Source organism: Burkholderia sp. SIMBA_051, from assembly GCF_046534915.1.
In the GTDB taxonomy this organism is placed as follows: Bacteria; Pseudomonadota; Gammaproteobacteria; order Burkholderiales; family Burkholderiaceae; genus Burkholderia; species Burkholderia ambifaria.
Genome location: NZ_JAWRXS010000013.1, coordinates 240,908 through 261,261 on the forward strand (window position 1 = coordinate 240,908; position 20,354 = coordinate 261,261).

At 64.4% G+C, this 20,354-nt stretch carries 9 protein-coding genes; 5 read left to right on the top strand and 4 right to left on the bottom strand.

Annotated features, from left to right (window positions below):
• Nucleotides 1-156 precede the first annotated feature (156 nt).
• Entirely contained in the window at nt 157-1,059 is a 903-nt protein-coding gene (locus tag SB771_RS28330) for a GNAT family N-acetyltransferase (protein ID WP_175661568.1), read from the top strand.
• 31 nt (nt 1,060-1,090) lie between these two features.
• Here the strand turns inward: SB771_RS28330 and SB771_RS28335 are convergent, their stop codons facing one another.
• Complete coding sequence (locus SB771_RS28335; protein ID WP_175661567.1) at nt 1,091-3,310, bottom strand: LamG-like jellyroll fold domain-containing protein; 2,220 nt, start codon at nt 3,308-3,310, stop codon at nt 1,091-1,093.
• A gap of 712 nt (nt 3,311-4,022) precedes the next feature.
• On the opposite strand from SB771_RS28335, the gene SB771_RS28340 reads away from it, so the two are divergent.
• The gene (locus SB771_RS28340) at nt 4,023-6,212 is read left to right on the top strand and encodes a TonB-dependent siderophore receptor (protein ID WP_175661566.1); all 2,190 of its coding nucleotides are present in this window, start codon (nt 4,023-4,025) and stop codon (nt 6,210-6,212) included.
• 24 nt (nt 6,213-6,236) lie between these two features.
• Here SB771_RS28340 and SB771_RS28345 read toward each other — a convergent pair whose 3' ends face one another.
• On the bottom strand, nt 6,237-7,052 hold the full coding sequence (locus tag SB771_RS28345) for a response regulator (RefSeq protein WP_175661565.1): 816 nt from the start codon (nt 7,050-7,052) through the stop codon (nt 6,237-6,239).
• Between the two features lie 908 nt (nt 7,053-7,960).
• Here SB771_RS28345 and SB771_RS28350 point away from each other — a divergent pair.
• Entirely contained in the window at nt 7,961-11,575 is a 3,615-nt protein-coding gene (locus SB771_RS28350) for a YadA-like family protein (protein WP_175661564.1), read from the top strand.
• A gap of 115 nt (nt 11,576-11,690) precedes the next feature.
• Here SB771_RS28350 and SB771_RS28355 read toward each other — a convergent pair whose 3' ends face one another.
• Together SB771_RS28355 and SB771_RS28360 are read right to left on the bottom strand one after the other, a co-directional pair.
• Complete coding sequence (locus SB771_RS28355) at nt 11,691-13,064, bottom strand: TolC family outer membrane protein (protein WP_175661715.1); 1,374 nt, start codon at nt 13,062-13,064, stop codon at nt 11,691-11,693.
• A gap of 183 nt (nt 13,065-13,247) precedes the next feature.
• Nucleotides 13,248-19,307: an Ig-like domain-containing protein gene (locus SB771_RS28360; protein ID WP_410721831.1), complete on the bottom strand. Its 6,060-nt coding sequence runs from the start codon at nt 19,305-19,307 to the stop codon at nt 13,248-13,250.
• Between the two features lie 118 nt (nt 19,308-19,425).
• Here SB771_RS28360 and SB771_RS28365 point away from each other — a divergent pair, with 118 nt between their 5' ends.
• Both SB771_RS28365 and SB771_RS28370 read left to right on the top strand, forming a co-directional pair.
• Nucleotides 19,426-19,674 (top strand): hypothetical protein, encoded by a 249-nt coding sequence (locus SB771_RS28365; RefSeq protein WP_410721832.1) that lies wholly within the window; start codon nt 19,426-19,428, stop codon nt 19,672-19,674.
• 27 nt (nt 19,675-19,701) lie between these two features.
• Entirely contained in the window at nt 19,702-20,295 is a 594-nt protein-coding gene (locus tag SB771_RS28370; RefSeq protein ID WP_410721833.1) for a hypothetical protein, read from the top strand.
• Nucleotides 20,296-20,354: the final 59 nt, after the last annotated feature.

Sequence of the window (20,354 nt, forward strand, 5' to 3'; positions counted from 1 at the left end):
GCAGACCCGGTCGGCAGTCGGGCCGTATTGAATGGTCATGCGCGTACTTGGCATTAAGTTTTTATTAATGGCGAATTTATAGATCGTTAGGCACAGGAAAATCATTCCTTCCTATAGTCGGGTTGTGAAACTGCGCCATTTCGAAGGATGACTTTGATGAACGATGAACACGTAATGAACGCTTCCGGCGCCGCGACGGCGCTGCACTATCGACGATTTACCGCGGCCGACGTACCCGCGGCTCACGCACTCTCCATGGCGCTTCGCTGGCCGTTCAGGGCGGAAGACTGGCAGTTTTCCGCGGACACCTCGATCGCGTTCGCGGCCGAGGAAAACGGGGTGGTCATCGGTACGGCGATGTGCTGGAAGTACGGTGCGGATCGTGCTGCCATCGGACACGTGATCGTGTCGTCCGAGCATCAGGGCCGAGGGATCGGCCGCGCGCTGATGGAGATCCTGCTCGACGAACTCGGATCGCGCATCGTGTTCCTGCATGCGACGCCAGCCGGCCAGCCGCTCTACGAAAAGCTCGGTTTCAACGTGTGCGGATCGCTGGATCAATTTCAAGGGAACGTGAGTCAGCCCGCAGCGGTGGCGCTGCCCGACGGCGCTCGACTGCGGGCTGGCACGCCCGCCGATCTGAGCCGCTTCGTCGAGCTGGACACGCGTGCTTCCGGCCTCGAGCGCGACGCGCTGATGTCGGCCTTGCTGAAGCGGGGAGAAAGTGTCGTGCTCGAGCAGGATGGCGAGATCGCCGGATTTTCGGTGCTGCGCCGCTTCGGTCGCGGTTACGTGATCGGCCCGGTCGTCGCACGGCGGTCGAGCGACGACGCGCAGGCGAAGGCGCTGATCAGTCATTGGCTGAGCGCGCGGGAGAACGAATTCGTTCGCATCGACGTACCGTCGGGTACGAGTTTGCCGGACTGGCTCGACGCGCAGGGATTGAACCGCGTCGACACCTGCTCGAAGATGGTTCGCAACGCGCCTGCCGACGCGCACCGCGGCGCGACCGATCCGGTATATGTGCAGTACGGCTTGATCAGTCAGGCGATGTTGTAGGCGCCGGCCGCGCGGCCGGCGGCGGCAAGCATCACGCTCCCTGCGCGAGCGCCTTTACCTGTTCGGCCGTCACCGCACCGCGATAAATGCGGAATTCGTCGATCAATCCGTTGAAGAACGGATCGCCCGGATACTGCGAACGTCCGATCCAGTTCTGCGCGGTTTTCCCGATGCGCCACGGCGCGAAGATCACGTCGTTCGCCGAGCCGATCGCATTGCCGTTCAGATAGAGCGTCGCGGTGTCGGCCGCCAGCGTGACGGCGACGTGCGCCCATTGTCCTGCCGGCAGTGCCGCGTTGCCGTCGATCGTGCGCTCGCCATGCCCGCCATTGGTGGTGATCGCGAAGCGCATCGTGCCGCTGTGGCTCTTCGGCGTGACGAACAGATAGCGCCCGGTGCCCGAACCGAAATCGAAGACGCGCGCCCACGTCTGGCCGCCTCGCCAGTTGACCCAGGCCGCGATCGTGACATCCGACACGTCCGCGACGATGTCGTTCGGCAACGCGACGTAGCCGGTCGAGCCGTCGAGCGACACCGCATTGCCGGTTTTGCCGGGCCCGCGCGATGCGCCGCCGACGAGCGTGCCCGCATGACCGTTGCCGCTCGCGTCCGCCGCACTCGTGCCGCCTGTCTCGTCGAACGTCAGCAGCGTATGCAGTTGCAGGGCCGTCGATGCGGCGACTTCCGCCGAATTCGCGGATTCGCCCGATGCAGTGCGTGCGCTGATTGTGTAGTACCAGACGCCCGCGGCCGGGTTGTCGGTATACGTCAACGGATCGACGATGCCGGTCGCGATGGTCGTATACGGACCGCCCGCGGTGGCGGCACGCTTCACGTCGTAGCTGGCCGCGTTCGCGATGCCCCACCACGACAGCACGACCTTCCCGGCGGCCGGCCACGCGGTCAGCCCGCTCGGTGCGGTTGCGGGCGCAACGGGATCGCGCGTGCAGGTCAGCGTGCCGTAGCCGAGCTGGTCGTAGCCGCCGCTCGTTTCGCCGTAGTTGCCGCCGCCGCCTTCGGGCTGGATCGCGCGCGCGAACTTCGCGGACCACGGTGCGGCGAGTCCCTTGCGGTTCACGTAATGGTTGTAGACGAGCGCCCAGCACGGACGAATCACGCCTTGGCTGCCGGTCGAGAATTGCGCTTGCGTGACGTCGACGTTGGCGTAGCGCGCGTACGGCACCGTCGGAAACGTGCCGTCCGGCTGCACGAGATTCGCTTTCGCAACGTATTCGGCGCCCGCGAGGAAACGGTTGTTGTCGTGGCCGTACAGGTCGATGCCCTGGTTCCACGCCATTTCGCAGATCGCGCCGGCGAGCGCGATGCCGAGCGTGTTGTGCCCCTGGTCGCGGCCCGATTCCTGCCATTGGCCCAGATGGCCGGGATGCAGGTAATAGACGGCCTGCGCGATCGCGCCGTTGCCCGCGCCGTCGATGAAATAGTTGACGGCTTCGTCGAACTTCGCGTGGTCGTCGCACAGCACGCCGATCGCCATGATCGACGCGATGTTGCACAGATCCCAGTTCGCCCAGTAGTGCGTGATGTCCGTGTTGTTGTGGCGGTTCAGGAAGTCGGCGTTGATCGGGTAGAACTTGTCGGCCATCATCGCGCGAAACGCGGCGAAGTCGGCCGCGGCCCAGCCGGTATACGTGCGCATGATTTCGCCGGCGTTCGCGAATTCGTATCCGTAGAGGCCCGCGGCCAGATCGACGTTCGAGTCGCCCGCGAGGGTCTGCAGCGTCGACGACCATTCGTTCATGATCTGCACGGCCTTGTCCGCATACGCTTTGTCGCCCGACACCTTCCAGCGCAGTGCGCACGCATAGGCGGCCGCGATGTCCCTGTACAGCACCGGATAGTTTTGCGCGCCGGTGCCGCCGCGCGTGACGACGGCCTGCGGGCGCGGCGACCACGTCAGCTGCGCATGGCTGTTCGCGATCAGCGTGTTCCAGCCTTCGCGCCACGGCGACGCGGCGGTCGCGACCTTCTGCGCGATCCGGTCGAAATCGGCTTGCGTGTGCAGCAACCCCGGATGGACGAACGCCGTGCGGGTCGTGACGGCGGTCGTGCCCGTCGCCACGCGCGCGAGCGCACGGTTGCCGGCCGCCGCTGCCGTGGTCGTGACGCCGCGGACGTTCTCGCTTGCGCCGGAGCCGTTGCATGCCGACAGCGCGAGCGCACCGACGCTGTAAAGGAAGGTGCGCCGGGAAACGCGCGCGTTCGATTCAAGCAGGAGAGGGGTGTCGTGCATGTCGCGTGGGTTCCTTGACGAGTCTCACAGGAGGCAGGCGATGTCGTGCGGCGAAATCAGTTATCGCATGACGACGCGGATTGTAACGGAACGAAGGGCGCTCAGGACCACGAATTTGCGGCGCCGTGCCAAATTTTCAGATAGCAGATTGTCGCGCGGCGGTTGATTAACATGCTAAGAAAACGGAAAAAAATGGCGATTGATACGTTTGCGAGATATGATCGTCGCCGGCATGCGGGCGGCAGACTTTTCAGGTGTGCAGAGCGATAGATTCCCACTATTTCCTACAGTCGTCATACGACGGATGACGTGGGGCAGTTTCATATCGCACTCCCGGTCCGCACGCCGCGGCAAGCCCAATGCCGGTGAAGCCGCGAACGACAAGAATCGGAGATCGACACGATGACGAGCAGCGTCCCAGGTTTGAACGAATGGTTTGCGCCACACGCGGCGTGGGTCGCGTCGCGCTCGACGCTGGCTTGCGCGGGTGTGACGGCAATGCGGGCATGCGGTGAACGATCTCGCGCGCGTAGGCATTTTTTCTAAAGACCGCGCAACGTCGCGCCGATATCATTCAGGCGCTCGAAAACGACGCAATCGAACGACGCGCACCGACTCGTGCGCGACAGGCCCGCACCGCCGGCCGGCCCCGCAACGAAGCACGACCGGGCGCGCGGCACCCGGGCAACACGACGGAGACACCAGCTAAACGATGGGAATGGCAACAGGTTCGGTGCGACGCGCAATCGCGATCGCGGCCGGGGGAACGTTGTGCGCGGCGGCCGCGGGTGGCGCGCACGCGCAGGCATCGAACGCGGCGGCATCGCGGTCGGCCGATGCGGCGGCGATGCTGCCGAAGATCGACGTGATGGGCGAGGCCGGCCGCGCATCGCTCGGGCTCGTCGGGTTGCGTACCGCCACCGCGACGAGGACCGACACGCCGGTCGCCGAGATCCCGCAGACGACCAACGTCGTGACCGCACAGCAGATCGAGATGACCGGCGCGACCGACCTGAACCAGGCGCTGCGCTACGTGCCGGGCTTCGCGACGTTCGGGTCCGATACGCGGACCGACTGGTATGCGGCGCTGCGCGGCTTCACGCCGACGCTGTATGTCGACGGAGTGGCGGCGCCGAACACGGCGGTCATCGCGAACTGGCGCGTCGATCCTTACACGATCGACTCGATCGCCGTGCTGCGCGGGCCGACGTCGGTACTGTACGGCGCGGGCGAGCCGGGCGCGATCGTCGATGCACATACGAAGCTCGCCGACGGCGAGCGCGTGCGCGAAGCCGGCGTGCAGATCGGCAACGATGCGCGCAAGCAGACCATGCTCGACATCGGCGACAAACTGGATCCGGACGGCCGATATGCGTACCGCTTCGTCGGCATCGCGCGCGACGGCAATGCGGAGACCGGCCCGAAGGCCGACCGGCGCGTAGCCGTGGCGCCGTCGTTCCGCTGGCGGCCGACGGCCGACACGTCGCTGACGGTGTCCGCTTCGTTCCTGCAGGATCACGGCGATATTTCGTCGAACTTCCTCCCGGCGTCGGGCACGGTCTTGCCGAATCGGAACGGGCGTCTGTCGCAGGACATCTACATGGGCGACCCGACGTTCAACGACTACCGGAAGAAACAATGGTCGCTCGGCTATGCGCTCGAGCATCGCGTGAACCCGATCTGGACGCTGCAACAGGACGTGCGCTGGTCGCGCCTGTCGCTCGACGACGCGACGGTGTTCGGCAACGGCTTCATGCCCGGCAGCACGACGAACATGATGCGGTTCGCGGGCCTGTTCCAGTTGAACTACAGCCGGCTCGACATCGACAACCGCGCGCAGGCGCGCTTCGCCACCGGCCCGCTCGAGCACACGCTGCTGCTCGGCCTGCAGTTCGACCGGCAGACGACGACCAACAGCGTATGGCTCGCGCTCGCACCGTCGCTCGACCTGTACCATCCCGTCTATCGTCCGGTGACGGCCGCGATCTTTTCCGGCCGCACGTCGCTCGGGCACGTCGATCAGTACACGGCGATGAATTCGCTCGGCGCGTACGCGCAGGACCAGATCCGCTGGAACCGCTGGACGCTGACGCTCGGCGGCCGCGAAGATCGCGTGAACGCACGCTTCGACGACCGCGCGGCCCGCATCGGCACGCAGCAGGACGTCAGTGCGTTTTCAGGTCGCGTCGGGCTCACCTATCAGGGCGATGCGGGATTGTCGCCCTACGTGAGCTACTCGACGTCGTTCGATCCGGTGATCGGCGTGCGGATGTACGGCGGCGGCCTGCCGAAACCGACGCGCGGCAAGCAGACCGAAGCCGGGCTGCGCTGGCAGCCGGCCGGCCGGAACCTGATGCTCACCGCGGCCGTTTATCGGATCGACCAGACCAACGTCGTGACGCCGACGCCGACGAATCTCGACCCCACCGGCACGTCGTCCGTGCAGACCGGCAAGGTGCGCTCGCGCGGCATCGAACTGAGCGCGGTCGGCAACGTGACGCGCGAGCTGTCGATCGTCGCGTCGTACGTCTATCAGGACGTCAAGAACGTGCAGGCGAACGATGCATCGCTGAACAACTGGCCGGTGTCCGTGCCGCTGCCGCGGCAGATGGCGTCGCTGTGGACGGACTGGACCTGGCACACCGGCGCGCTGTCGGGCCTCGGAGTCGGCGCCGGCGTGCGCTACCAGAGTGCGTCGGCCGGTGCGCCCGACAATTCGCTGACGGTGCCGAGCGCCACGCTGTACGATCTCGCGATGCACTACGAGGTGCGTCACTGGCGATTCGCGCTGAATGTCGCGAATGTGTTCGACCGCCGCTACGTCGGCGGCTGCCAGTCTTACGCGGTGTGCGTGTTCGGCAACGAGCGGACGGTGCTGGCCAGCGCGAAATACAACTGGTAGCCGTACCCGTCATGCCGGGCGCGACTACGCGTCGCGCTGCGGTTCCCTGGCGGCATCACGCCCGGCCGCATCGCGCTGTCGCCGCCATTCGGTCGGCGTGATGCCGAACCGTTCGCGGAACGCGGTGGCGAAATTCGCCGGCGTCGAAAAGCCGATCTCCTTCGCGATGCTCGCAATGCTGAGCGACGTCGTATCGAGCAAGTCCTGCGCGATGCGCAGGCGCTCGTGCCGCAGATATTCGAACACCGTCTGGCCCAGGTTGTCGCGAAACGCGCGCGACAGCCGCTTCTCGTGCGTGCCGACCGCGCGCGCGAGCTGCTCGACCGTCGGCGGATCGTTCAGCGTGCGCGACAGATGCCGAATGGCCGCGCGCACGATGATGTCGTCGTCCTTGCCCGTTGCAAACGGATCGTGCGCGGTCGGTGCATCCATCGGCAACGGCCGTTTCGTCCGCGCGAGCTGCACGCGGATTCGCGCGACGACTTCGGCCGGTTCGAACGGCTTCACCACATAATCGACGCCGCCGATTTCGAGCCCTTCGACGCGCTCGTGCAAACCGCCGGCCACCGTCAGGAAAATGACAGGGATCGCGCTCGTCAGCGGATCGGCCGCCAGCCGCCGGCACGCGGTGAAACCATCCATGCGCGGCATCCGGACATCCATCAGGATCAGGTCCGGCATCAGTGCCTGCGCGCGCTCGCACGCCTGCACGCCGTCGAATGCGATGCTGATCCGGCATCCGGTGCTGCGCAGGATATCGATCAGCAAACGGAGCTGGTCGGGCTGATCGTCGACGATCAGGATATGGGCATTATTCAATGCGGCGGTCGATGGAGACATCGTGTACCTGTTCAGGAAAGGCTGCGGGCAGCGTTCCTGCGCGCGGTCGATTCCGGTTCGGGAAAATCGTCGGAAGCCGCGACATGGCTTCGCGAACACGCACGGTACGCTCGCATCGATAAACGGACTTCGCCGGACTGCACGGCAGGCAGTCGGTCGGCGCATTACTCGGCGTTGTTTCTTTTGATCGCTGAGCCGATAAAGGGGCGGAAGATTGCCGCTGCCGGAATCGATGCGAGCGGAATTGTAGGGGGATATCTCGATTCTCGCTAGAGTGCCTATCTCTATTATCGGGATGCGAGTCGGGACTCACATTCAATCCCTTGTCGATATTTTGCAGTTTTTTGCGAGATTGCTTTTAATGGCACGGCGCTCCAGCAAAGCATCCATCCTTTCCGGAAAACATTTTTATTAAGCGCGGCAATACGAAATCGTTTGCGAGTTCGGTGTTTTTAACATAAGCATTTGAAAACATTGAATTTTGCAATCTATGAAGAATGCCGCCTTCTCTAATCCCGGGGGCCGTCTCATAATTCGTCCGAACTTTGGATGACGGATCGATTCGACGGGTTGGACCACCGGCATACCGCGGCAGGCATTGACGTGAACGAAAAGCCGTTCACGTGCAGCAGATGAAATAAAAGAAACGGGGTTGGTCGCGCCACGCGCGGCATTCAATTCGGAATGTCAATGACAGCAGGTTGACTCACGAGAGTCGGCAGGGACGCGCTCGTCCATGACGGTCATTTTGTATTCCTGATGGTTTTTATCGAATGAACGGAACGGGCCGTCGACCGAGCGGCGCGCCTGGGGAAGCGTATCGCGCATTGAGTTCGAAGTTGAAGTCGAAGCTGTGAATAAAAGTAAGTAATCCAAATCCAAACGAAAGACACGAAACGGAGCAAAAAATGCAGAGGAACCAGATTTCGGCGCTCGTCGCCGCCATGTTCGCAAGCGCAGGTGTGCTGGTCGCGGGGGCCGCACACGCGGACAACTTCGTCGATCGCGGCAACCCGGACAACGCACTGAACGGGCAGTGCATCGACGGTACGAACCCGTTGTGTGTCGCGACGAAGAGCGGGACGTTCGTCGCGACGAGCAGCACGAACTTCACGTCTGGTACGAATGCGAAGGCCGGCTCCAGCGGCATCGCGATCGGCGACCAGTCGAACGCGGGTAGCCAGGGCGGCTCCGGCAGCGGCGGCGGCATTGCGATCGGCGTCGGCGCACAGGCACTGGCGAACTCGGCCACGGCGATCGGCACGGTGGCCGTCGCGCAGGGCAATACGGCGCTCGCGGTGGGCCGTCAGTCCGCCGCGATCGGCGATTACTCGATGGCGCTCGGCAACGTCGCCGATGCGCACGGCACGAGTTCGATCGCACTCGGTCACTCGGCGCTGGCGAGCGGCGATCGCTCGATCGCGATCGGCGGCGCGAATCCGACGACGAGCGACGGCGTGTCGAACGGCGCATCCTACGATGCCGCGACGCAAACCCGTGCGGGCGGCACGCAATCCGTCGCGATCGGCGCCGGTGCACAAACGAACGACAACAACCAGGTCGCGATCGGCTCGGGCAGCGTTGGTGCGAACAACGGCGGCACACCGGTATTCGGCGGCACGGCTGCACCGGTCGGCGGCGCCGTCTCGTTCGGTTCGCTCGGCCACGAGCGCCAGATCAAGAACGTCGCGGCGGGCGCGGCCGATACGGACGCCGTGAACGTCCAGCAGCTGAAGAACGTGAACAGCACGCTCAGCACCGGCATCGCCAACGTCGACGCTCGCGTGACCTCCGTCGGCAATACGCTGTCGACGTCGATCGCGAACGTCGACCAGCGCGTGACCAACGTCGGCAACAGCCTCAGCACGAGCATCGTGACGGCGGCGCAGAACGTCGTCAAATACACCGACGATTCGCACGCCGCGATCGCGCTCGACGGCAGCAACGGCACGACGATCGGCGGTGTCGCGGCCGGGGTCGCCGATACGGACGCGGTCAACGTCGGCCAGTTGAAGGGCAGCGTTGCACCGTTGCAGACCTCGCTGTCGACGGCCGCCGCGAACATCACGAACCTGCAGAACAACGTGACGGGCCTCAATGCATCGCTGAGCACGGCCGCGTCGAACATCGGCGGCCTGCAGGAAGCCGATGCGCGCAACGTGAAGTACGACGGCGCAAGCGGCTTCGACTCGGTCACGTTCGCCGGCCCGAACGGCACGACGCTGCACAACGTCGCGGACGGCAAGGATGCGCACGATGCCGTCAACGTCGGGCAACTGGGCAGCGGCCTCGCATCGCTCAGCACGAGCGTGACCAGCAGCGTGAGCACGACGATCGGCAACCTGAGCACGTCGATCACGAGCCAGATCGGCAACGCGACGAAGAACGCGGTGCAGTACGACGACGATGCGCATGGCGGCGTCACGCTCGGCGGCCAGGGCGCGCCGGCACCGGTCGGCCTGCACAACGTCGCGGACGGCGTGAGCGCGAATGACGCGGTGAACGTCGGCCAGCTCGGCAAGGCGACCGATACGCTGAACCAGTCGATCGCCAACGTCGGCAACAGCGTGACGAAGCTCGGCGACCAGGTGACGACGAACACCGGCAACATCGCCGCGCTGCAGCAGGATGCGCTGCAATGGAACCCGAGCCTCGGCACGTACGATGCGAGCCACGGCGGCAACAGCCCGCAACGCATCGGCAACCTCGCGGCCGGCCAGAACGGCACCGACGCGGTCAACGTCGACCAGCTGAACGCGGCGATTCACGACGGCACGAGCCAGCTCGATGCGCTCGCCGTGAAGTATGACGATCCGAGCAAGCGTCAGGTTTCGCTCGGCGCGGGCAACGGCGGCGTTCCGGTGCGCGTGACCAACGTCGCCGAAGGCAACGTGTCGGCCGGCAGCACGGACGCCGTGAACGGTGCGCAGTTGCGCCGCGCGATCGACGGCACGGCAGCCGCGCTCGGCGGTGGTGCGACGGCGAACACCGATGGCTCGATCACGGCGCCGGCGTACAAGATCGGCGGCGATTCGTTCAACAATGTCGGCGACGCGCTGACGAACCTCGATGGCCGTGTGGGCAGCAACACGACGACGCTCGGGAATCACGAGACGCGCATCGGCAACGCCGAAACGAACATCGCCGTCAATACGACCGCAATCGCCGGGCTGCAGAAGGATGCGCTGCAGTTCGATCCGACGCTCGGCGCATACAACGCCGCCCGCGGCGGCGCGCCGACGAAGCTGACCAGCATCGCCGACGGCAATGTCGCGGCCGGCAGCACGGACGCGGTGAACGGCGGGCAGTTGTACGGCGTGAAATCCGATCTCGAGCAGCAGATCACGCAGGTGTCGAACCAGACGGGCGAGGCCGTGAAGAACGTCGTCAAGTACGACGTCGACGGCAACGGCAACCGGCTGAATTCGGTATCGCTGGTCGGCGGCAACCCGAACGCGGCGGTCGTGCTGAAGAACGTCGCGGCCGGCACCGACGATACGGACGCGGTGAACGTGAAGCAGCTGAAGTCGGTGCAGTCGAACCTCGACCAGCTCGGCGCGCTCGCGGTGCAATACGACGACAGCTCGAAGGGCTCGATCACGCTCGGCGGGGCCGGTGGCACGCGCATCACCAACGTGAAGGCCGGCACGCTCAGCGCGACCAGCACCGACGCGGTGAACGGCTCGCAGCTCTATGCGACGAACCAGCAGGTGTCGAAGAACACGACCGATATCGCGAACCTGCAGGACAACGTGACCAACATCGCGAACGGCAAGGCCGGGCTCGTGCAGCAGCAGGACCCCAAAGGCGCGATCACGGTCGGCAAGGATTCGGGCGGCACCAGCGTGAACTTCTCCGGCACGGCGGGCGACCGCGTGCTGACCGGTGTCGCGGCCGGCGTGAACGCCAACGACGCGGTCAACATGGCCCAGTTCAACGACGCGCTGAAGACGGCGGCGGTCAACGACCAGATCCGTGCGGCCGCAACCGATGCGAACACGACGTGGATCGCGCGTGCCGATGCCGGTTCGATCGGCTCGACGGCGACGGCAACCGGCAAGAACGCGGTGGCGGTCGGCCAGGGCTCCGTGGCGGATCGCGACAATTCGTTCTCGGTCGGCGCGAAGGGCAACGAACGGCAAGTCACGAACGTGGCAGCCGGCACGGCGCCGACCGACGCGGTGAACGTGCAGCAGCTGAACGACAACCTCAATGCCGCGTCGACGCAGGCGAAGGGCTACACCGACCAGCGCATCGGGCAGGTGTACAACTCGTTCAACGACCTGAAGAAGGACATGTACGGCGGCGTGGCGTCGGCGATGGCGGTGGCCGGTTTGCCGCAGCCGACGGGGGCCGGGCGCTCGATGGTGTCGGCGGCGACGTCGAACTACCACGGGCAGCAAGGCTTCGCGGCCGGGTATTCGTACGTGACGGAAAGCAATCGCTGGGTCGTCAAGGCGTCGGTGACGGGCAATGCGCGTTCCGACTTCGGAGCGGTGGTGGGCGCAGGCTATCAGTTCTGATGCGGCGCGAAGGACGTTGAACGGCGGTAGTTGGGCATGCTGACGATGCCCGACACCGCAGGCAACGTCGACGACTGAAGGGCCCCGGGCGAGCGAACGCGACCTCGGGGCCTCGTCATTTGCCGAGATCGGATGCGCGCCGGTCGAAGGCCACTGCCGGCTGCATGCCGCCGGCGCCCCACGCCTGCGCGGGCCGCGCGACGTGCAGCGTGTCGAGCAACTGCCCCATCCCGGCGAACACGCGGTACGCGCTCGCCACTTCCGCGTACTGGCCGCTGATGTAATCGATGCGCGCGCTGTAATACTCGTTCTCCGCGTTGAGCAGATCGAGCAGCGAACGTTGACCGATGCCGAACTGCAACAGGTACGCCTCGCGCGTCGACGCGCTGGAATCGACGTACTGCTTGAGCACGACCAACCGGTCGCGTGCGGTGACGTACGCGTTGTAGGCGTGCGATTCGCCTTCCGCGATCTCCAGGCGTGTGCGGTTGCGGTCTTCCTCGGCCTCACGGATCTGCGCATGCGCTTCGCCGATATGCGCCTTGTCGGCGCCGCCCTGAAACAGGTTGTAGCGCAACCGCAGCATCACGCGGCGGTCGTTCGTCGGACCGAGCACGCCGTCACGGTCGTGGCTCGCGCTCAGCTCCAGATCGATGCGCGGCCAGAGTGCCGCCTTCGCCGCGTCATAGTGCGCATTGGCCTGCGCGACGTCTGCCTCGGCGGCCGCGAGGGACGGGTGGTTCGCCAGCGCCGTATCCAGCGCGAATCGTTCCGTCGGCGGCAGCGTGGCTTCCGGCGCGACCGGCTTGACGAGCACGTTCGGCGGCGTACCCACCAGCCGCGCGTAGGCCACTTCGGCGTCTTTCAGGTTGCTTTGCTCTGATCGTAAGTTATCCTGCGCGAGCGCCAGCCGGCTTTCCGCCTGGTAAAGGTCGGCGCGCCGGCCGACGCCGCGGTCGCTGCGCAGCTTGATCTGATCGTGGATCCGGCGGTGGGACTCCACGTTGTCGGTGGCGGCGGCGACCGTTTCCTGGCGGCGCAGGACTTCCAGATACGCGCCCACCACGCGCAGCGCCACGTCCTCCGAGGTCGACGCGACGCGATTCGCGGACGAGTCGATGCGTGCCCGTTGCCGCGCCACTTCGCTCCTGACCGCGAAACCGTCGAACAGCATTTGCGACAACGTCACGCTGGCCGTCCGGTGCGTGAACGTCGTGCGGTTCAGGCCGAGCAGACGCGTTTCGACATCGTCGCGCTGCTCCTTGCCGATCGCCGCGTCGATATCCACGCGGGGCAGGTAGCCGGCTCGCGCCTGCTTCAGGCCTTGATCCGCCGCTTCCCTGTTGTATGTCGTGGCAAGGACTTCGGGGTTGGTCCGGATCGCCTGCTCGACCGCTTCCTGCAAGCTTTGCGCGGCGGCGGGCGCGGGGGTGCCCGCGAGCGCTGACGCGAATGCGAGCACGGCAAGCAGAGGGCAGTTCCTGTTCATCGACTGTTTCCTGTCGCCCGACGGTGGTGGTTTACAGCCAGCCTTGGGCACGATCAAGCGTTGCGCGATGCCGGCGATCATGCGGCCGGCCATCGCGACAGATACATCCAACACATTGCCGTGAACGACGATCCGGAGGAGCGTTTGTCCGTCGAACGTCGGTCACGGGGCATTCCGAGCGGCTCACACCTCCTGAATGTGCGGCAGCGGCGGCGGCACGTAAGTGACCACGGTGCCGCTGCCCTGATCGTGCGAGAGCTGGAAGCTGCCGCCCGACAGATTGCCTTGAAGCGCGACCTGCGCGGTGTGGGCGCCGTCGCTCACCGTGAGCGTGCCGCCCGTTCCCGTGTCGTTGGCCGTGAAGCTCAGTGTCGTGTGATCGCCGAACAGCACGTCGGTCAGGTCGAGCGCGTCGCCGGCGCCGAAGCCGCTGACCGTGCCGGTGAAACCGGCGGAGTGGTCCAGCTTGAGCGTGCCCGCGGCGCCATCGGCGAACGTCGTGTTTTCCGCGGACGCGCCGCCGAACTCGAGCGTTGCGCCGCCGCTGATCGTCGCGCTGCCGGCGCCCGTCACGTCACCGTGGATCGTCAGGTTGCCGTTGTTGGCCCACAGGTTGCCCGTGTTGTTCACCGCGCTTTCGATCACGAGGCCGCCGCTGCCCGTTGCCTCGAGCGTGCCGGCGTTGGCGACCGCGTGCGTGCCCGTGTCGATCACGAGCGCGTTGGCGCCGTCGGCGACGATCGTTCCTTCGTTGACGAGCGTCAGCTGGCCGGCGCCAAGCTGGCCGGCACCTGTGATCGTGTTGTCGACGTTCACGAGCGTGGCATCCGGCGTGCTGCCGAACACGACGTTGTGGGCGTCGTCGGACAGCGTCACGTGCCCGCCGCCTTCCAGCGTCGCGCTCTTCGGGAGGATTTCGAAGCGGGTGATGTCGCCGGTCGAGCCGAGTGCGATCGTGCCCGTGTTCTCCACGATCCCGCCGATCGGCAGCATCGCGCCGTCGCTCACCGTCATGACGCCGGCGTTCTGCACGACCGGTTCCTGGTCGAACACGAAGTTGTCGCCGGTGAGGTCGGCCGAATGCACGCCCGTTACCGTGATGGTGGCGCCATCGCCCAGCGTGATCACCGCATTGCCGTTCGCGTCGTCTGCCAGATGCGCCTGGACGTCGCTGAAGCTTGCGATGCCCGTGAAGCCCACGAGATCGATCTTGTCGGCGGCGAGGTCAAACGTGTGCAGCGTGTCGTTGCCGATCGGCTGCGAGAACACGAACAGGTCGTTGCCGGCCGATCCCGTCAGTTGATCGTCGCCCGACCAGGCGAAGATCGGCGCGTTGGCTGCGTACGCTTCGACGTTGTCCGCGATCGTGGCGGCGGCGTGGGTGCCGTCCGAGGCCGTCCAGGTTTCCGTCACCGTGAGCACGGTCGCGCCGGTGAAGGACGCGGCCGGCGTGATGGTGAGCGCGCCGAGGTCGTTCGTCGGCACGAGCCAGGTGCCGTTGCCGAGGTCGGTGCCGGCGTTCAGCGTCCAGCCGGACGGGATGCCAGCGATCGTCACAGCGAGGTCGGCCGCGTGGCCGGAGGGATCGGTGAGTGCGAGGTTGATCTCGGAGCCGGTGGCTCCGGCGGGTGCTGTCTGCGTCAACGAACGCGAGTTGCCCGCGGTGTCCCACTCGGTGACGGTGAGGGAGTCCTTGTTGAGATTCAGGCTCTGTTGCGTGGTGTAGGTCCAGGTTCCGGCGGTTTGCTGCGTCGCGGTGTAATCGGCGTTGGTCGTGTTGTCGTGGATCAGGACTTTCCAGACATTGGACGTGTCGGTATTGGCCGTCACCGTGTGGGTGCCTTGGTTGTATTGCCATGACAGTGTCGACGGCGCGGTGGTGTCGAGCGTGAAGCTTAAGCTCGTGGCGTTCGAGATATTGCCCGCGATGTCGATCTGACGGACTTGCAGGTTGTTCACGCCTTCGGTCGCGCTGAAGGTCGTGTTCCAGTGCGCGCCGTTGTCGATGCTGTATTGCACGGTTGCGCCGGTTTCGATGCCGGAGAGGTTCAGCGTGCCGACGTTGGTGATGTGGTCGGTGGTGCTGCTGCCGGAGTCGGTCGTGAGCGCGACGCCGGGTGCCGCGGCCGACGTATCGAGCGTGAAGCTCAGCGATGTAGCCGACGATGTGTTGCCGGCCACGTCGATCTGGCGGACTTGAACGTTGTTCAACCCTTCGACGGCGCTGAAGCTCGTGTTCCAATGCGCACCGTTATCGACGCTGTACTGAACGGTGGCGCCGGTTTCGATGCCGGAGAGGTTCAGCGTGCCGACGTTGGTGATGTGGTCGGTGGCGCTGGTGCCGGAATCGGTGGTCAATGCAACGCCGGGTGCCGCGGCTGAGGTATCGAGCGTGAAGCTGAACGACGTGGGTGAGGACGTGTTGCCTGCGATGTCGATTTCGCGGACCTGCACGTTGTTCACGCCCTGGACGGCGCTGAAGCTCGTGTTCCAGTGCGCGCCGTTATCGACGCTGTATTGAACCGTGGCGCCGGTTTCGGTGCCGGTGACGTTCAGCGTGCCGACACTGGTGATGTGGTCGGTGGCGCTGGTGCCGGAATCGGTGGTCAGCGCAACGCCGGGTGCCGCGGCTGAGGTATCGAGCGTGAAGTTGAACGACGTGGCTGACGACGTGTTGCCCGCGACATCGATCTGTCGAACTTGCACATTGTTCACGCCTTCGAGGGCACCGAAACTCGTACTCCAATGCGCACCGTTATCGAAGCTGTATTGCACTGTGGCGCCGGTTTCGATGCCTGAGAGATTTAGCGTGCCAACGTTGGTGATGTGGTCCGTGGCGCTGCTGCCGGAGTCGGTGGTCAATGCAACGCCGGGCGCCGTGGCTGACGTATCGAGCGTGAAGCTGAACGACGTGGCCGACGATGTGTTGCCCGCGATGTCGATCTCTCGAACCTGCACGTTGTTCACGCCTTGGACGGCACTGAAGCTCGTACTCCAATGCGCACCGTTGTCGATGCTGTACTGAACGGTGGCGCCGTTTTCGATGCCGGAGAGGTTCAACGTACCGACATTGGTGATGTGATCGGTGGCGCTACTGCCCGAGTCGGTGGTCAGCGCAACGCTGGGCGCCGCGGCCGAGGTATCGAGCGTGAAGCTGAACGACGTGGCCGACGACGTGTTGCCCGCGATGTCGATCTGCCGAACTTGGACATTGTTCAGTCCTTCGATGGCGCTGAAGCTCGTGTCCCAATGCGCGCCGTTGTCGATGCTGTACTGAACGGTGGCGCCGGTCTCGATGCCAGTGACGTTCAGTGTACCGACATTGGTGATGTGATCCGTGGCGCTGCTGCCGGAATCGCTCGTGAGCGCGACACCGGGCGCGGCAGCCGACGTATCGAGCGTAAAGCTGAACGAGGTCGGGGTAGACGTGTTGCCCGAAACATCGATCTGCCGAACCTGCACGTTGTTCAGTCCTTCGACGGCGCTGAAACTCGTGTTCCAGTGCGCCCCGTTGTCGATGCTGTACTGAACGATGGCGCCGGTTTCGGTGCCAGTGACGTTCAGCGTACCGACGTTGGTGATGTGGTCAGTCCCGCTACTGCCGGAGTCGGTGGTCAACACAACCCCGGGCGCCGTGGCTGACGTATCGAGCGTGAAGCTGAGGGACGAGGCCGACGACGTGTTGCCCGCGACATCGATCTGTCGAACTTGCACATTGTTCAGCCCTTCGACAGCACTGAAACTCGTACTCCAATGCGACCCGTTATCGATACTGTACTGAACGGTTGCGCCGGTTTCGATGCCAGTGACGTTCAGTGTGCCGACATTGGTGATGTGGTCAGTGGCGCTGCTGCCGGAGTCGCTCGTGAGCGCGATACCGGGCGCGGCAGCCGACGTATCGAGCGTAAAGCTGAATGAGGTCGGGGTAGACGCGTTGCCCGAAACATCGATCTGCCGAACCTGCACGTTGTTCAGTCCTTCGACGGCGCTGAAGCTCGTGTTCCAATGCGCGCCGTTGTCGACGCTGTACTGTACGGTGGCGCCGGTCTCGATGCCAGTGACGTTCAGCGTACCGACATTGGTGATGTGGTCGGTGGCGCTGCTACCGGAGTCGGCGGTCAGTGCGACGCCGGGCGCAGCAGCCGAGGTATCGAGCGTGAAGCTGAACGAGGTCGGGGCGGACGTATTACCCGCGACATCGATCTGCCGAACTTGCACATTGTTCAGCCCTTCGACGGCGCTGAAGCTCGTGTTCCAGTGCACGCCGTTGTCGACGCTGTACTGTACGGTGGCGCCGGTCTCGATGCCAGTGACGTTCAGTGTACCGACATTGGAGATGTGGTCCGTGGCGCTGCTACCGGAATCACTCGTGAGCGCGACACCGGGCACAGCAGCCGAGGTGTCGAGCATGAAGCTGAGCGATGTCGGATCCGACGTGTTGCCTGCGACATCGGTCTGCCGAACCTGTACGTCATTCACCCCTTCGACGGCGTTGAAGCTGGTGTTCCAGGTGTGGCCACCATCCGTCGAGTATTCGACGGTGGCGCCGGTTTCGACACCGGTGAGATTCAACGTGCCGACGTTGGTGACGTGATCGGTCGAGCTACTGCCGGAATCCGCGGTCAGGGCGACACCGGGCGCGGCAGCCGAGGTATCGAGCATGAAGCTGAACGAGCTCGGGTCCGACGTATTGCCTGCGACATCAGTCTGCCGAATTTGTACATTGTTCACGCCTTCGACGGCATTGAAACTGGTGTTCCAGGTATGACCGCCATCGATCGAGTATTCGACAACGGCGCCGGTCTCCACACCAGACACGTTGAGTGTGCCGACGCTCGTGATGTGGTCGGTGGCGTTGCTGCCGGAATCGGTGGTCAATGCAACGCCGGGCGCGGCGGTCGAGGTATCAAGTGTGAAGCTGAACGCCGTCGGATCCGACGTGTTGCCTGCGATATCGGTCTGCCTGACCTGTACATCGTTCACGCCTTCGACCGCGTTGAAACTGGTGTTCCAGGTGTGGCCGCCATCGGTCGAGTATTCGACAACTGCGCCAGTTTCCACACCAGACAAATTGAGTGTACCGACGTTGGTGATGTGGTCGGTGGCGTTGCTGCCGGAGTCGGCGGTCAGTGCAACGCCTGGTGCAGCGACCGAGGTATCGAGCGTGAAGCTGAACGCGGTCGGGTCTGACGTGTTACCTGCGACATCGGTTTGCCGAACCTGGACGTCATTCACGCCTTCGACCGCGTTGAAACTGGTGATCCAGGTGTGGCCACCATCCGTCGAGTATTCGACCGTGGCGCCGGTTTCAACACCGGAGAGATTCAACGTGCCGACATTCGTGATGTGATCGGTCGAACCGCTGCCGGAATCGGTGGTCAGGGCGACGCCGGGCGCGGCGGCCGAGGTATCGAGCGTGAAGCTGAACGAGCTCGGGTCCGACGTGTTGCCCGCGATATCGGTTTGACGGACCTGGACCTCATTCACGCCTTCGACGGCATTGAAACTAGTGTTCCAAGTATGACTGCCGTCGATCGAGTATTCGACAACTGCGCCAGTCTCCACCCCAGACACGTTGAGTGTACCGACCTTGGTGATGTGGTCGGTGGCGTTGCTGCCGGAGTCGGTGGTCAGTGCAACGCCCGGGGCAGCGGCTGAGGTATCGAGCGTGAAGTTGAGCGAGGTCGGGTCCGACGTGTTGCCTGCGACATCGGTTTGACGGACCTGGACCTCATTCACGCCTTCGACGGCGCTGAAGCTGGTGTTCCAGGTATGACCGCCATCGATCGAGTATTCGACAACTGCGCCAGTTTCCACACCAGACAAATTGAGTGTACCGACGTTGGTGATGTGGTCGGTGGCGTTGCTGCCGGAGTCGGCGGTCAGTGCAACGCCTGGTGCAGCGACCGAGGTATCGAGCGTGAAGTTGAGCGAGGTCGGGTCCGACGTGTTGCCTGCGACATCGGTTTGACGGACCTGGACCTCATTCACGCCTTCGACGGCGCTGAAGCTGGTGTTCCAGGTATGGCCGCCATCGGTCGAGTATTCGACGGTGGCGCCCGTTTCGACAACGGTCAGATTCAACGTGCCGACATTGGTGATGTGATCGGTCGAGCCACTGCCGGAATCGGTGGTCAGGGCGACACCGGGCGCGGCAGCCGAGGTATCGAGCGTGAAGCTGAACGAGCTCGGGTCCGACGTATTGCCTGCGACATCGGTCTGCCGAACCTGCACGTCGTTCACGCCTTCGACGGCATTGAAACTGGTGTTCCAGGTATGACCGCCATCGATCGAGTATTCGACAACGGCGCCGGTCTCCACACCAGACACGTTGAATGTGCCGGCGTTCGTGATGTGATCGGTGGCGTTGCTGCCGGAGTCGGTGGTCAGCGCGACACCTGGTGCAGCGGCTGACGTATCGAGCGTGAAGCTGAACGATGTCGGGTCTGACGTGTTGCCCGCGACATCGGTCTGCCGCACCTGTACGTCATTCACGCCTTCGACGGCATTGAAACTGGTGTTCCAGGTATGGCCGCCATCGATCGAGTATTCGACGCTGGCACCCGTTTCAACAGCGGTCAGATTCATCGTGCCGACGTTGGTGATGTGATCGGTCGAGCTGCTACCGGAATCGCTCGTGAGTGCGATACCGGGCGCGGCGGCTGACGTATCGAGCGTGAAGCTGAACGAGGTCGAATCAGACGTGTTGCCCGCGACATCGGTTTGCCGGACCTGTACGTCATTCACACCTTCGACGGCGTTGAAGCTGGTGTTCCAGGTGTGGCCACCATCCGTCGAGTATTCGATCGTGGCGCCGGTTTCGACACCGGTGAGATTCAGCGCGCCGACGTTGGTGACGTGGTCGGTGACATTGCTGCCGGAATCGGTGGTCAGGGCAACACCCGGCGCAGCGGCCGAGGTGTCGAGCGTGAAGCTGAGCGATGTAGCTGACGACGTGTTGCCCGCGACATCGATCTGCCGGACCTGTACATCGTTCACGCCTTCGACGGCGTTGAAGCTGGTGTTCCAGGTATGGCCACCATCCGTCGAATATTCGACCGTGGCGCCGGTTTCAACACCGGTGAGATTCAGCGTGCCGGCACTGGTGATGTGGTCGGTCGAGCTGCTACCAGAGTCAGTGGTCAGCGCGACACTTGGCGCAGCGGCTGACGTATCGAGCGTGAAGCTGAACGCCGTCGGGTCTGACGTGTTGCCTGCGACATCGGTTTGACGGACCTGGACCTCATTCACGCCTTCGACGGCGCTGAAGCTGGTGTTCCAGGTATGACC